Annotated in this window: 11 protein-coding genes; all 11 read left to right on the top strand. The window is 72.3% G+C overall.

Annotated elements, in window-relative coordinates; translation table 11 throughout:
* Complete coding sequence (gene thrC / locus IE313_RS18180) at window positions 1–1,059, top strand: threonine synthase (RefSeq protein WP_189933426.1); 1,059 nt, start codon at window positions 1–3, stop codon at window positions 1,057–1,059.
* 456 nt (window positions 1,060–1,515) lie between these two features.
* Window positions 1,516–2,445 carry a homoserine kinase gene (gene thrB, locus IE313_RS18175; protein WP_189933424.1) on the top strand — a complete coding sequence of 310 codons (930 nt, stop codon included), beginning with the start codon at window positions 1,516–1,518 and terminating at the stop codon, window positions 2,443–2,445.
* A 442-nt stretch (window positions 2,446–2,887) separates the two neighbouring features.
* Window positions 2,888–5,035, top strand: coding sequence for a transcription termination factor Rho (gene rho, locus IE313_RS18170; RefSeq protein WP_189933422.1), 2,148 nt, complete (start codon window positions 2,888–2,890; stop codon window positions 5,033–5,035).
* 445 nt (window positions 5,036–5,480) lie between these two features.
* Window positions 5,481–6,596 (top strand): LCP family protein, encoded by a 1,116-nt coding sequence (locus IE313_RS18165; RefSeq protein ID WP_189933420.1) that lies wholly within the window; start codon window positions 5,481–5,483, stop codon window positions 6,594–6,596.
* Between the two features lie 377 nt (window positions 6,597–6,973).
* Window positions 6,974–7,198, top strand: a complete 225-nt coding sequence (gene rpmE, locus IE313_RS18160) for a 50S ribosomal protein L31 (protein WP_189933418.1) — start codon at window positions 6,974–6,976, stop codon at window positions 7,196–7,198.
* A gap of 175 nt (window positions 7,199–7,373) precedes the next feature.
* Window positions 7,374–8,444 (top strand): peptide chain release factor 1, encoded by a 1,071-nt coding sequence (gene prfA, locus IE313_RS18155; RefSeq protein WP_189933416.1) that lies wholly within the window; start codon window positions 7,374–7,376, stop codon window positions 8,442–8,444.
* A gap of 61 nt (window positions 8,445–8,505) precedes the next feature.
* Window positions 8,506–9,405: a peptide chain release factor N(5)-glutamine methyltransferase gene (gene prmC, locus IE313_RS18150; RefSeq protein WP_189933414.1), complete on the top strand. Its 900-nt coding sequence runs from the start codon at window positions 8,506–8,508 to the stop codon at window positions 9,403–9,405.
* A 90-nt stretch (window positions 9,406–9,495) separates the two neighbouring features.
* Window positions 9,496–10,143 carry an L-threonylcarbamoyladenylate synthase gene (locus IE313_RS18145; protein WP_189933412.1) on the top strand — a complete coding sequence of 216 codons (648 nt, stop codon included), beginning with the start codon at window positions 9,496–9,498 and terminating at the stop codon, window positions 10,141–10,143.
* Window positions 10,140–10,790, top strand: coding sequence for an arsenate reductase/protein-tyrosine-phosphatase family protein (locus IE313_RS18140; protein WP_189933410.1), 651 nt, complete (start codon window positions 10,140–10,142; stop codon window positions 10,788–10,790). The genes IE313_RS18145 and IE313_RS18140 overlap by 4 nt, the downstream gene beginning before the upstream one ends.
* Window positions 10,791–11,159: 369 nt before the next feature.
* A complete protein-coding gene (glyA, locus tag IE313_RS18135) occupies window positions 11,160–12,419 on the top strand; it encodes a serine hydroxymethyltransferase (protein WP_189933409.1) in 1,260 nt (419 codons plus the stop codon).
* A 201-nt stretch (window positions 12,420–12,620) separates the two neighbouring features.
* Window positions 12,621–14,183, top strand: a complete 1,563-nt coding sequence (locus IE313_RS18130; RefSeq protein WP_229924739.1) for an MraY family glycosyltransferase — start codon at window positions 12,621–12,623, stop codon at window positions 14,181–14,183.
* Window positions 14,184–14,421: the final 238 nt, after the last annotated feature.

The raw sequence follows: 14,421 nt of genomic DNA, 5'->3' as shown, positions 1-14,421 counted from the left end.
ATGACCCATCAGTGGCGCGGAATCATCGAGGAGTACCGGGACCGGTTGCCGGTGTCCGGAAGCACGCAGGTCGTCACGTTGCGCGAGGGCGGTACGCCGCTCGTGCCCGCCCAGGTGGTCTCCGAGCGCACGGGCTGCGAGGTGCACCTCAAGGTCGAGGGCGCCAACCCGACCGGGTCGTTCAAGGACCGCGGCATGACCATGGCCATCACCAAGGCCAAGGAGGAGGGCGCGCAGGCCGTCATCTGCGCCTCCACCGGCAACACATCCGCCTCGGCCGCCGCGTACGCCGTGCGGGCGGGCATGGTCAGCGCGGTGCTGGTGCCGCAGGGCAAGATCGCGCTGGGCAAGATGGGCCAGGCGCTGGTGCACGGCGCCCGGATCCTCCAGGTCGACGGCAACTTCGACGACTGCCTGACGCTGGCCCGCGCGCTCTCGGAGAACTATCCGGTGGCGCTGGTCAATTCGGTCAACCCGGTCCGCATCGAGGGCCAGAAGACGGCCGCGTTCGAGATCGTGGACGCGCTCGGCGACGCGCCCGACGTGCACGTCCTGCCGGTGGGCAACGCCGGCAACATCACCGCGTACTGGAAGGGCTACCGCGAGTACGCGGCGGACGGCCCCGCCACCCGCACGCCGCGGATGTGGGGCTTCCAGGCGTCCGGCGCGGCGCCGATCGTGCGCGGCGAGGTCGTCAAGGACCCGACGACGATCGCCACCGCGATCCGCATCGGCAACCCGGCGTCCTGGCAGTTCGCGCTGGCCGCGAAGGAGGAGTCCGGCGGTCTCATCGAAGAGGTGACGGACCGTGAGATCCTGCGTGCCTACAAGCTGTTGGCGGCCCAGGAGGGCGTGTTCGTCGAGCCCGCGTCCGCCGCGTCCGTGGCGGGGCTGCTGAAGGCCGCGGAGCAGGGCAGGGTCGACCCGGGCCAGCGCATCGTCTGCACCGTCACGGGAAACGGACTCAAGGATCCCGACTGGGCCGTGGCCGGTGCCCCGCAGCCGCTCACCGTGCCCGTGGACGCCGCGGCCGCCGCGGACCGGCTGGGCCTCGGCTAGGCACCCGCGAGGGCGCCCGTGCGGGTGGTACGGGGGGTCGGCCGGGCACATCGGGCCTGGTGGGCGAGGCCGGGGGCGCATATGCGGCCCCGGGCGCCGTGCCCACCGCACACCCGACGCGGGAGCCGCACACGACGGGAAGCACCGACCAGGGGGTGCACAGAAGAGCAAACGACACGCATCGTGCGCCTCCTGTGCGCCCTGTGTCGCCGCAGAACCTTCCTTCGATAGGCTGTACCGAACCCCTCGCCGCATATGCCGCGATGCTGCCCCTGCGCCGGGCTCCGGGTTCCCCCACGTGTCGCATGCCGTCCGTAGAACAGACCCGTCGCCCCCACGTCACGCAGACCCGCAACCCGCAACCGGAACCCCCCGGGTTCCGCAGCCCGCACGCACATCGACACCACGCATCTCGACACCACGCACATCACGCAGCTCAAGGAGAGTCATCGAGCGATGGCCGGTCCCGCTTTCCGCGCCGCCGCCGTCCGGGTGCGCACCCCCGCCACCAGCGGCAACCTCGGCCCGGGCTTCGACGCCTTCGGTCTCGCGCTGGGCCTGTACGACGACGTCGTCGTCCGGGTGGCCGACTCCGGCCTGCACATCGACATCGCGGGTGAGGGCAGCGACACGCTTCCGCGCGACGAGAAGCACCTGCTCGTCCGCTCCCTGCGCGCCGCGTTCGACCTGCTCGGCGGCCAGCCCCGCGGCCTGGAGGTGGTCTGTGCGAACCGCATTCCGCACGGCCGCGGCCTCGGGTCCTCGTCCGCCGCGATCTGCGCGGGCATCACCGCCGCCCGCGCCGTGACGATAGGCGGCGAGGCCCGGCTCGACGACGCCGCCCTGCTGGAACTCGCCACGGAGATCGAGGGCCACCCCGACAACGTCGCGGCCTGCCTGCTCGGCGGCTTCACCGTCTCCTGGATGGATGGCGGCGTGGCACGCGCGATCAGGATGGATGCTGCCGATTCCATCGTTCCGGTGGTTTTCGTACCGGGTAAACCGGTACTGACGAAGACGGCACGCGCACTGCTGCCGCGCGCCGTCCCCCATGTGGACGCAGCGGCCAACGCCGGCCGGGCCGCACTGCTCGTCGAGGCACTGACCAGGCGCCCCGAGCTGCTGCTGCCCGCCACGGAGGACCGGCTCCACCAGGAGTACCGCGCGCCGGCGATGCCGGAGAGCGCCGCCCTCGTGGAGCGGCTGCGGGCCGATGGCGTCCCCGCGGTCATCTCCGGTGCCGGGCCCACCGTCCTCGCGCTGGCGCAGTGCGACGAGGCGGACAAGGTGGCCCTGCTCGCGGGGGACGGATGGGCGGCGAACCGCCTGGTCCTGGACTCGGCCGGAGCGAGTGTGCTGCCCCTTTCGCCGCCGAGGGCCGAGTGACGCGACTGCCCCGATACGGTTGCCGGATTTCGAGAGGGGGAATGTTTGTTGGATCCGGTAGTGTTAACCTCAAGTCTGCACCCGACCTCACCATGGCGAGGTGCTTCGTGTCCCCGTCCGGGACAGACATTCTTCCGGGAGCCCCCCGAATCGCTCTGTGCCCCGCACCGAGCGGTATTGCGGAGTGGGTGTACCGCCCAGTAGCCGCTGGGTGGAGGTACCTCCCAGCGATAGCTGGGGGAGCTCCGGAACCGGCGTGACCGAGCCGCATGGCACAGAAATTCCGTGACACGGCTCCGGGAATCGCCATCACCAGTTGTTTCTTCCGCCGCTTTGGCGGACCACCGCCCCGGCACGGTCCCCACCACAAGGACCACTGCCGGACAGCACAACCGGTCGCCGAGCCAGACAGGCCGACGTCCGCTCCAGGGAAGGACCCTTCGTGAGCGACACCACCGATCTGATGGGCGTGAGCGCCGACAGCACGGTCGACACCGCTGCCGCGCCCGCCACGGACGCCTCTGCTGCGCCTGCCGGTGCATCGGCCGGAACCAGGCGGCGCCGCGGCACCGGCCTCGAAGGCATGGTGCTTGCCGAGCTGCAGCAGGTCGCATCGGGCCTCGGGATCAGGGGCACCGCGCGGATGCGCAAGAGCCAACTGATCGAGGTCATCAAGGAGGCCCAGGCCCAGGGAGGAACCTCCCAGGCCGCTTCGGGAACGTCGGGCGCCCCGTCGAAGAGCGCCCCGTCCGAGACCAAGCCCAAGCGCCGGGCCACCTCCCGGGCGCGCACCGGCGACGACGCCCAGGCCGAGGGGAACGCCAAGGCCGACCGCGCGGGCAAGCGGGCCGACCAGGGCGAAGGAGCGGGCCAGCAAGGCGCCGCGGAGACGGTCGGCAGGGCGGGTCGCGCCGTGTCCCCCGAGCGTGCCGAGAAGGCCGCCTCCGGTGACGGTGACGCGGCCGCGCGGCAGGCCGTCGCACAGCAGCAGATCGACATCCCGGGCCAGCCCGCCAGCGACGACCAGCCGGTCGGCGAGCGCCGCAGGCGCCGCGTCACCGCCGAGGCCGGCAGCCCCGACGCCAGGGCGGAGGCGGGCGACGTCAAGACCGAGACCAAGCCGGAGACCAGGACCGAGCACGCGGAGAAGCACGACGGCTCCGGCGAGCACGGCGACGGCCGCCAGGGCCGGCGCGACCGGGACCGCGGCCGGGGGCGTGACCGCGACCGTGACCGGGACCGCGACCGCGGGGACCGCCGGGGCAAGGGCGACGACCAGCAGAGCCAGCAGGGCCAGAACCCGCGGCAGCAGGGCGGCGGTGGCGGCCGCCAGGACGACGGCTACGACGACGACGGCGGCGGCCGCAGGGGTCGCAGGGGCCGCTACCGCGACCGGCGCGGCCGGCGCGGCCGCGAGGAGGGGGTCGGCGAGCCGCAGATCACCGACGACGACGTCCTGATCCCCGTCGCGGGCATCCTGGACATCCTCGACAACTACGCCTTCATCCGCACCTCGGGCTACCTCCCGGGCCCCAACGACGTCTACGTCTCGCTGGCCCAGGTCCGCAAGAACGGCCTGCGCAAGGGCGACCACGTCACGGGCGCGGTGCGCCAGCCCAAGGAGGGCGAGCGCAGGGAGAAGTTCAACGCCCTGGTCCGCCTGGACTCGGTCAACGGCATGGCGCCGGAACACGGCCGGGGCCGCCCCGAGTTCAACAAGCTCACCCCGCTGTACCCGCAGGACAGGCTCCGTCTGGAGACCGACCCGGGCGTGCTGACCACCCGCATCATCGATCTGGTCTCGCCGATCGGCAAGGGGCAGCGCGGTCTGATCGTGGCCCCGCCGAAGACCGGTAAGACCATGATCATGCAGGCGGTCGCCAATGCGATCACCCACAACAGTCCCGAGTGCCATCTGATGGTCGTCCTCGTCGACGAGCGTCCGGAAGAGGTCACCGACATGCAGCGGTCGGTCAAGGGCGAGGTCATCTCCTCCACCTTCGACCGCCCGGCCGAGGACCACACCACCGTCGCCGAGCTGGCCATCGAGCGCGCCAAGCGGCTCGTCGAGCTGGGTCACGACGTGGTCGTGCTGCTGGACTCCATCACCCGTCTGGGCCGCGCCTACAACCTCGCGGCGCCCGCCTCGGGCCGCATCCTGTCCGGTGGTGTCGACTCCACCGCGCTCTACCCGCCGAAGCGGTTCTTCGGTGCCGCCCGCAACATCGAGGACGGCGGCTCGCTGACCATCCTGGCCACCGCGCTGGTCGACACCGGCTCGCGCATGGACGAGGTGATCTTCGAGGAGTTCAAGGGCACCGGCAACATGGAGCTCAAGCTCGACCGGAAGCTCTCCGACAAGCGCATCTTCCCGGCGGTGGACGTCGACGCGTCCAGCACCCGCAAGGAGGAGATCCTGCTCAGCGGTGAGGAGCTGGGCATCGTGTGGAAGCTGCGCAGGGTGCTGCACGCGCTGGACCAGCAGCAGGCCATCGAGCTGCTGCTGGACAAGATGAAGCAGACGAAGTCGAACGCGGAGTTCCTGCTCCAGATCCAGAAGACGACTCCCACGCCGGGCAACGGCGACTAGTCGCGCGCCGCAACGGTCGGTCGCCGCACGGTCGGCCGACGCGGTTCAAGGGCCGCCCCCCTCGCCATCACATCGGAGAGGGGGGCGGCCCTTCGCGTGGGCCCGCCCCGGCCCGTGTCCGGCGCCGCCGTGCCGTGCACCGCCGCCCCGGCGCGATCGCGCCCGGGGGAGGCCCCGCAGGGCGAGACGTTCGCCACACGGCGACGTCGTCGGCCCACTCCGCTCCCACCCCCGAAATCCCAGTTCGGAATGGCGGAGCCGGCTGCGTCCGGCACGGAGCGTACACAAGAGACAACCGGACGAAACCGGGGCATTGTGCAACGCTGCTGCCTGGTTCCCGGCCGCGGCCGGCGGGCCGCGGGGGCCGGTGCGGGCGGCCGACGGCGGCGGAACGGACTGAGGCGGACGGCGGGGGGTAATCGGGCAGCGACGAACTGGGGAGCACATGGCCGACGAGAACACACCCACGGGCGCGAGTGCGCGGCGCGGCGGGAAAGGGCGCCGGCGCAAGCCGCGGAGCGCGGGCCGCAAGGCCCTCGTCGCCACGGCCTGGGCGGCGGCCGCCCTGGTGCTGCTCGGCGGCGGTGGCCTCGGCTACGTCTACCTCAAGCTGAACGGCAACCTCAGCGGCGTCGACATCAACGCCGCCCTCGGCAAGGACCGGCCCAGGAACGTCGACAACGGCTCCATGGACATCCTGGTGCTGGGCTCCGACTCCCGTGCCGGCGCCAACGCCAGGTACGGCAGGGACGGCGGCGGGTCCCGCTCCGACACCGCGATGGTCGTGCACGTCTACCGAGGCCACCGCAGGGCCAGCGTGGTCTCGATACCCCGCGACACCCTCGTCACCAGGCCGGACTGCACCGCCCGCAACGGAACCACGGTGCCCGGCGGGCGCGAGCAGATGTTCAACACCGCCTACGAGGTCGGCGGCCCGGCATGCGCGGTGAAGACCGTGGAGTCGCTCTCCGGCATCCGGATGGACCACTACGTCGAGGTCGACTTCACGGGATTCAAGAAGCTCGTCGACACCCTCGGCGGTGTGCCCGTCACGACCCGGCAGGCCATCGACGACGACAGGAGCCATCTGCACCTGGCACCCGGCACCCACACCCTGGACGGCGAGCAGGCCCTCGGTCTGGTCCGCACCCGGCACGGTGTCGGCGACGGCAGCGACCTCGGCCGCATCCAGCTCCAGCAGGCGTTCGTGAAGGCGTTGCTCGCCCGGGTCAGGCAGGTCGGCGTGGTCAGCGACCCGAAGAAGCTCTACGAGCTCGCCGACACCGCCACCAGCGCCGTCACCACCGACTCCGACCTCGCCTCGGTGAAGCGGCTCGCGGGCTTCGCCGGGGGTCTCAAGGGCATCGGACCGGACGGCACCGCCATGGTCACGCTGCCCGTCGCCTACGACCCGCAGAACGCCAACCGCGTCCTGCCGCTCGCCGCGCAGGACCGCCGGGTGTGGTCCGCGCTCAAGGCGGACCGGCCCGTGCCCGCCGCCGCGACCAGGGGCTCCGCGGGGGACAAGGGCGCCGCCGGGCGCGTGGTCACCGGCGGCTGAGCCGTCGCACGTGCGGGCGAAAGCGTTCCGCCGCCGGCCGGCGGCCCGGGGCCGCCGCTGCCGACGCGTGGACGCCCGGCCGAGCCGGTGGGGCGCGGCAGTCCGCCCCGGCGGTGCCTGCTGCCACCAGTACAAGTACCGGTACCGGCACCGGCACCTGGCATCGGCCGTCCGGGCCGGGCCGGATGCGGCGCGCTCTGCTCGGCGGCCGGCCCGGCCGCCCGGTTCCGGGGCCCTGCCGGGGCGGGGAATATCCGGGGGCCCGACCCGGTTTTGGGGGATGACGCCGGTCCTGGCAGACTGGTACGTCGGCTCCGGTTCACGCTCCCGCATCCCGCGGGCGGCGACCCGGCGCCCTCCCGAACCTAGGAGACACCTTGAAGCGCGAAATCCACCCCGAGTACGTCGAGACGCAGGTGAGCTGCACCTGTGGCGCGTCGTTCACCACCCGTAGCACCATCGGATCCGGCACCATCCGTGCCGAGGTCTGCTCCGAATGCCACCCGTTCTACACGGGCAAGCAGAAGATCCTCGACACCGGCGGCCGCGTGGCCCGCTTCGAGGCCCGCTTCGGCAAGGCTGCTGCCGGCTCCAAGAAGTAGCGAGCCGTCCTCCCAGTGCCTCGACGGCCTGGGAGGCACCCCCAGGCCGGTCCTCGGCCGCCCCGCCCGGGGCGCCGGGACCGGCGTTTTTGCTCGCTCACCCCTTCCGTGCGACCCAGTGGCGTACGCCCGCCGTGACCCACGGACGTACGTCGCAAGATCAGGAGCCCTTCAGATGTTCGAGGCGGTCGAGGACCTCATCGGCGAACACGCCGACCTGGAGAAAAAGCTCGCCGACCCCGCGGTCCACGCCGACCAGGCAGGCGCACGCAAGCTCAACAAGCGCTACGCCGAGCTGACCCCGATCGTCGCCGCCTACCGTGCCTGGAAGCAGGTCGGCGAGGACATCGTGACGGCACGCGAGCTGGCCGCCGAGGAGCCGGAGTTCGCCGCCGAGGTACGGGACCTCGAACAGCAGCGCGACGACCTCACCGACAAGCTCCGCCTGCTGCTCGTGCCGCGCGACCCGAGCGACGACAAGGACGTCATCCTGGAGATCAAGGCCGGCGCCGGCGGTGACGAGTCCGCGCTGTTCGCCGGGGACCTGCTGCGCATGTACCTGAGGTACGCGGAGCGCGTCGGCTGGAAGACCGAGATCATCGACTCCACCGAGTCCGAGCTGGGCGGCTACAAGGACGTCCAGGTCGCCGTGAAGCGCAAGGGCGGCGCCGTCGAGCCGGGCCAGGGCGTCTGGGCCCGGCTGAAGTACGAGGGCGGCGTGCACCGGGTCCAGCGGGTGCCCGCGACCGAGTCGCAGGGCCGCATCCACACCTCGGCGGCCGGTGTCCTGGTGACGCCCGAGGCCGAGGAGATCGACATCGAGATCAACCCGAACGACCTGCGGATCGACGTCTACCGCTCCTCGGGGCCCGGCGGCCAGTCCGTGAACACCACCGACTCCGCCGTGCGCATCACCCACCTGCCCACCGGAGTCGTGGCCTCCTGCCAGAACGAGAAGAGCCAGTTGCAGAACAAGGAGCAGGCGATGCGTATCCTGCGCTCCAGGCTCCTCGCGGCGGCCCAGGAGGAGGCGGAGAGCAAGGCGGCCGACGCGCGGCGCAGCCAGGTGCGCACCGTGGACCGTTCCGAGAAGATCCGCACCTACAACTTCCCGGAGAACCGCATCTCGGACCACCGTGTCGGCTTCAAGGCGTACAACCTGGACCAGGTGCTCGACGGCGAGCTCGACGCCGTCATCCAGGCGTGTGTCGACGCGGACTCCGCGGCCAAGCTGGCGGCCGCGTAGGAACCGCCCGCGCCCGTCCGTGCACCCCGCACCACGACCTGCTCAGTCCCGGAGGACCAGCGTGCAGCCTCATCCTGGGGAGCGACCCCCCAAACCCCGCAGCGTGCTGCTCGCGGAGGTGGCGCAGGCCACCCAGCGGCTGGCCGACGCCGGCGTGCCCTCGCCGCGCAACGACGCGGAGGAGCTCGCCGCCTTCGTGCACGGTGTCAAGCGGGGCCTGCTGCACACCGTCGGGGACGCCGACTTCGACGCCCGCTACTGGGAGGCCGTCGCCCGCCGCGAGGCCCGCGAGCCGCTCCAGCACATCACCGGGCACGCCTACTTCCGGTACCTGGAACTCCAGGTCGGGCCCGGGGTGTTCGTACCCAGACCCGAGACCGAGTCGGTGGTCGACTGGGCCATAGCGGCGGTGCGCGCCATGGACGTCGTGGAGCCCCTCATCGTCGACCTGTGCACCGGCTCGGGCGCGATCGCCCTCGCGATGGCGCAGGAGGTGCCCCGCTCCCGGGTGCACGCCGTGGAGCTGTCCGAGGAGGCCCTGGTCTGGACGCGCAAGAACGCCCGGCACGCCGACCAGGCCGCCGGCTCCCGGGTCACCATCCACCACGGCGACGCCCGCACCGCGCTGCCCGAACTCAACGGCCAGGTCGACCTGGTCGTGTCCAACCCTCCCTACATTCCGCTCACGGAGTGGGAGTATGTGGCCCCGGAGGCCCGCGACCACGACCCGCAGCTCGCCCTCTTCTCCGGTGAGGACGGGCTGGACACCATCCGCGGCATCGAACGCACCGCCCACCGGCTGCTGCGGCCCGGCGGCATCGTCGTCGTCGAGCACGCCGACACCCAGGGCGGGCAGGTGCCGTGGATCTTCAGCGAGGCGTCGGGCTGGGCGGACGCGGCCGACCACCCCGACCTCAACAACCGTCCGCGTTTCGCGACCGCCCGCAAGGCGCTGCCGTGACCACCTGCAGGACCATGCTCTTCCCCACCCCTTTCACCACACCCGCACCCACCACCCCCAGAGCCCGTATGTGCACGAGGAGGCCCGCCCATGGCACGGCGCTACGACACCAATGACGCCACGGACCGCACCACCGGTCTCCGTGAGGCCGCGTCCGCCGTCCGCCGCGGCGAGCTGGTCGTACTGCCCACCGACACCGTCTACGGCGTCGGCGCCGACGCCTTCAGCGCCGAGGCCGTCGGCGACCTCCTCCAGGCCAAGGGACGCGGGCGCAACATGCCGAGCCCCGTCCTGATCGGCTCTCCGAACACCCTGCACGGCCTGGTCACCGACTTCTCCGAGATGGCGTGGGAACTCGTCGACGCCTTCTGGCCCGGTGCGCTCACCCTGGTCGCCCGGCACCAGCCCTCGCTCCAGTGGGACCTGGGCGAGACCCGCGGCACGGTCGCCGTCCGCATGCCGCTGCACCCGGTCGCCATCGAGCTGCTGACCGAGACCGGGCCGATGGCGGTGACCTCAGCCAACCTCACCGGGCACCCGGCGCCGGAGACGTGCGACGCCGCGCAGGACATGCTCGGCGACTCGGTCTCGGTCTACCTGGACGGCGGCCCGACCCCGGGCATCGTGCCCTCCTCGATCGTGGACGTCACCGGGAAGGTGCCCGTGCTGCTGCGCGCCGGTGCGCTCGGCGCCGACGAGCTCCGCAAGGTCGTACCCGACCTTGAGGTGGCCAATTGACGACCCCCGAGGGGCGTGGCATAGGCATCGGCGACACCTTCAGGATCCTCCACGTCAGCACCGGCAACGTCTGCCGCTCGCCCATCACCGAGCGGCTGACGCGCCATGCCCTGGCCGGGCGCCTCGGGTCGCCGCTGTCCGGTTACGCCGGGGGCACGCCGATCGGCGGGCTGATCGTGGAGAGCGCGGGTACCTGGGGGCACGAGGGGGCGCCGATGGAGGCGCACGCCGAGACGGTGCTCGCCGACCTCGGGGCGGACCCGGCCGGCTTCGTCGGCCGTGAGCTGTTGGACGAGCACGTCATCCGGGCGGACCTGGTGCTCACCGCGACCCGCGACCACCGCGCCCAGGTGATATCGATGGGGCACTCGGCGGGGCTGCGGACCTTCACGCTCAAGGAGTTCACCCGGCTGGTCCGGGCGATAGACCCGGCGACGCTGCCCGATCCCGTCGACGAGGGCGTGGTGGAGCGGGCCCGGGCGCTGGTGCGGGCCGCGGCGGCGCTGCGCGGCTGGCTGCTCGCGCCCAGTGCCGAGGCGGACGAGGTGTACGACCCCTACGGGGCTCCGCTGCCCTTCTTCCGTTCGGTGGGGGAGGAGATCCAGCAGGCCCTGGAACCGGTCGTGGTGGCCCTGACCGGAAAGTAGCGCCGGCCCGGCCCCCTCGGGTGCCGCCGCGCGGCTTACCGGTGACCGGTCACCGGTCACCGTCACCGGTCACGGTCGCCTGTCTGCCGCCCGCCACGGCCCTGCCGCCTGCCAGGCGCCTGCCGCCCGTCCGGTGGGCCGGGTGCGACCGGGACGGTCTGCGGGGCGGTGGTGGTCCGGGGGTCTCGTCGGGCCCCCGTGCCGTTCCCCGCGCCTTCCCCGGGCCGGGACCGCCCCTAGGGGCGGCGGCGGTCCTGCCTCTGCCCGCGGTCGGGTGCGCGGTCCGCGCGGCTGCCGGAGACCGGCGCGACGTGCTCCGAACGGGTGCCTGGACGGGACAGTCCGTGCCCGCCTGGCTACGGTACGTACATGCCCACCCGCCCCGCCGAAGCACCCCTCGCCGACTTCGCCCTGCTGCGCGGCCAGGACCCCGAGATGGCCGAGGTGCTCGCGGCCGAGGGCGAGCGCCAGGCAGCGGGGCTCCAGTTGATCGCCGCCGAGAACTTCACCTCGCCCGCGGTGCTGGCCGCCCTCGGCTCCTCGCTGGCCAACAAGTACGCGGAGGGCTATCCGGGCGCCCGGCACCACGGCGGATGCGAGCTGGCCGACGCCGCGGAGCGGATCGCGATCGAGCGCGCCGTGCGGGTGTTCGGCGCCGGTCACGTGAACGTCCAGCCCCACTCGGGCTCCTCCGCCGTCCTGGCCGCCTACGCGGCCCTGCTGCGGCCGGGGGACACGGTCCTGGCCATGGGGCTGCCGTTCGGCGGCCACCTCACGCACGGGTCGCCGGCGAACTTCTCGGGCCGCTGGTTCGACTTCGTCGGCTACGGCGTCGGCGCGGAGAGCGGCCTCATCGACTACGAGCAGGTACGCGCGCTGGCCCGGGCCCGCCGCCCCAGGGCGATCGTCTGCGGCTCGATCGCCTACCCGCGGCACATCGACTACGCCGCGTTCCGCGCCATCGCCGACGAGGCGGGCGCGTACCTGATCGCCGACGCGGCGCACCCCATCGGCCTGGTGGCCGCAGGAGCGGCACCGAGCCCGGTGCCGTACGCGGACGTCGTCTGCGCCACCACGCACAAGGTGCTGCGCGGGCCCCGCGGCGGCATGCTGCTGTGCGGGCCCGAGCTGGCCGAGCGGATCGACCGCGCGGTGTTCCCGTTCACCCAGAGCGGTGCGCAGATGCACACCATCGCGGCCAAGGCGGTGGCGTTCGCCGAGGCGGCGACGCCGGACTTCCGCGGTTACGCCCACCAGGTCGTGGCCAACGCCAGGGCCCTGGCCAAGGCCCTGGCCGCGGAAGGGCTGCTGATCACCACGGGCGGCACGGACACCCACCTGCTGACCGCCGACCCCGCCCCGCTCGGCGTCGAAGGACGCACCGCACGCGGCCGGCTCGGGGCTGCCGCGATCGTGCTGGACAGTTGCGCGCTGCCGCACGGCGACGCCCGCGGCCTGCGGCTCGGCACCGCGGCGGTCACCACCCAGGGCATGCGGGAGCCGGAGATGACGCGGATCGCGGAGCTGCTCGCGGCCGTGCTGCGCGGCGATCTCGCCGCCCCCGCCGCCCGCCGGGAGGTGCGGGGGCTCACCCGTGCCTTTCCGCCCTATCCGGCGCCCCAGGGTTAGTGGCGGGGCAACGGGGCGGGGGTGCGCGGCCGGAGGGGCCGGCGGGTCCGCCGGGTGGCTTGAACGCCACCCCGGGCGGGTTCGGTGACGCGGCAGGCCGCATCACGTGCAACCATCATCGCTACCCGGAAGTCCTCACCTCTAACGTCACGAAGCTAGGGTGTGGGGCTGAGATGGCCAGCGATACCTGTGGGGAAGCCCGTGCGTGAATACCTGCTGACGCTCTGCATCACGGCCGCGGTGACGTACCTGCTGACCGGCCCGGTGCGGAAGTTCGCGATCGTGGCCGGTGCGATGCCGGAGATCCGGGCCCGCGACGTGCACCGCGAGCCCACCCCTCGCCTCGGCGGCATCGCGATGTTCTTCGGCCTCTGCGCGGGCCTGCTGGTCGCCGACCACCTGCCCAGCCTCAACGAGGTGTTCGACAACTCCAGCGAGCCCCGTGCGCTGCTCTCGGGCGCCGGGCTGATCTGGCTCATCGGCGTCCTCGACGACAAGTTCGAGATCGACGCGCTGATCAAGCTGGGCGGCCAGATGATCGCCGCCGGCGTCATGGTGGTCCAGGGCCTGACGATCCTGTGGCTGCCGGTCCCGGGCGTCGGCGTGGTGGCGCTCACCCAGTGGCAGGGCACCCTGCTCACCGTCGCCCTGGTCGTGATCACCATCAACGCCGTGAACTTCGTCGACGGCCTCGACGGCCTGGCGGCGGGCGTGGTGTGCATCGCGGCGACCGCGTTCTTCATGTACGCCTACCGCATCTGGTACGGCTACGGCCTGGAGGCCGCCGCCCCGGCCACGCTCTTCGCGGTCATCCTGATGGGCATCTGCCTGGGCTTCCTGCCGCACAACATGCATCCGGCCCGGATCTTCATGGGCGACTCGGGCTCGATGCTGATCGGCCTGGTGCTGGCCGCGGGCGCCATCTCGATCACCGGCCAGGTCGACCCGGACTCGATGAAGCTCTTCGCGCACTCCGAGCGGGCCGCGGTGCACCAGATGGTGCCTGCCTACATCCCGCTGCTGCTGCCGCTGACGATCATCGCGGTGCCCGCCGCCGACCTGGTGCTCGCCGTGGTGCGGCGCACCTGGCGCGGCCAGTCGCCGTTCGCCGCCGACCGCGGCCACCTCCACCACCGGCTGCTGGAGGTCGGGCACTCGCAGAGCCGGGCCGTGCTGATCATGTACTTCTTCTCGGCGCTGATCGCCTTCGGTGCGCTGGCCTACTCGGTCAACTCCGCCTCGATGTGGATCGTGCTGGCGATCGTGGCGCTGAGCGCGGTGGGCCTGGTGCTGCTCCTGCTGCCGCGCTTCACCCCGCGGGTGCCGAGCTGGGCCCAGCGGGTGGTGCCGCCGCGCTACCGGGCCCGCAGGACGGCCTCGGCGGCGTCGCAGGGCGCCGGTGCCGAGGGTGCGGGCGGCGGGGTCGGCGCGGGCGGCGGCGGGGCCGGGGGGCCCGGCGCGCTCCAGGCGTCCGGTTCCGGTCAGACGTCCGCGGGCGGCCAAGCACCCGGCGGCCGGGCCGAGTCGGACGATCCCGGTGCCGTCGAGCCCTCTGATAACCCCCAAAACGGGCGAATCCATGGCGAGATGCAGCAGAAGGGGACGCAATCGGCGTCCGTGGCCACGGCGGAGCCGGCGCAGGCCACTCGCGCTGCGACCGGTTCAGGCGTCTCCGGTGCCGCAGGAGTCAACGGCGCGACGGCAATTGACCATCGTCACAGCGGGCGCTTTCTGGATCGCAGGGGTGCCGGAACCTCACGCTGAGGGGTCGACAGAACGCGATCGGCGTTTAACAAAAGCGTGCAAACCTGGTCGAGTTGGGTCCTGCTGATGCGCAGACGGGCAGTTTCGGTCTCATGTGTGACGGCGACCACACCGAATAGGTAAAGCTCTCATCAAATAGTTTGTGATACCGTTCACTACCACTAGGTGAAGAGCCGAAAGACCTTGTGCAGGACGGTCTTCCGGCCCGAGGTGGACCTGCCTCCTGGCGCTAGCCTCT

This window comes from Streptomyces sulfonofaciens (assembly GCF_014656295.1).
Lineage (GTDB): Bacteria > Actinomycetota > Actinomycetes > Streptomycetales > Streptomycetaceae > Streptomyces > Streptomyces sulfonofaciens.
Note: the sequence above shows the minus strand (reverse complement) of the source record. Positions and strands in the feature narration are given on the sequence as shown.

What these genes read in the sequence shown, in the direction of transcription:
- thrC (WP_189933426.1), top strand. Translation starts at nt 1, where the DNA reads ATGACCCATCAGTGGCGCGGAATCATCGAGGAGTACCGGGACCGGTTG.
- thrB (WP_189933424.1), top strand. Translation starts at nt 1,516, where the DNA reads ATGGCCGGTCCCGCTTTCCGCGCCGCCGCCGTCCGGGTGCGCACCCCC.
- IE313_RS18165 (WP_189933420.1), top strand. Translation starts at nt 5,481, where the DNA reads ATGGCCGACGAGAACACACCCACGGGCGCGAGTGCGCGGCGCGGCGGG.
- prfA (WP_189933416.1), top strand. Translation starts at nt 7,374, where the DNA reads ATGTTCGAGGCGGTCGAGGACCTCATCGGCGAACACGCCGACCTGGAG.
- IE313_RS18145 (WP_189933412.1), top strand. Translation starts at nt 9,496, where the DNA reads ATGGCACGGCGCTACGACACCAATGACGCCACGGACCGCACCACCGGT.
- glyA (WP_189933409.1), top strand. Translation starts at nt 11,160, where the DNA reads ATGCCCACCCGCCCCGCCGAAGCACCCCTCGCCGACTTCGCCCTGCTG.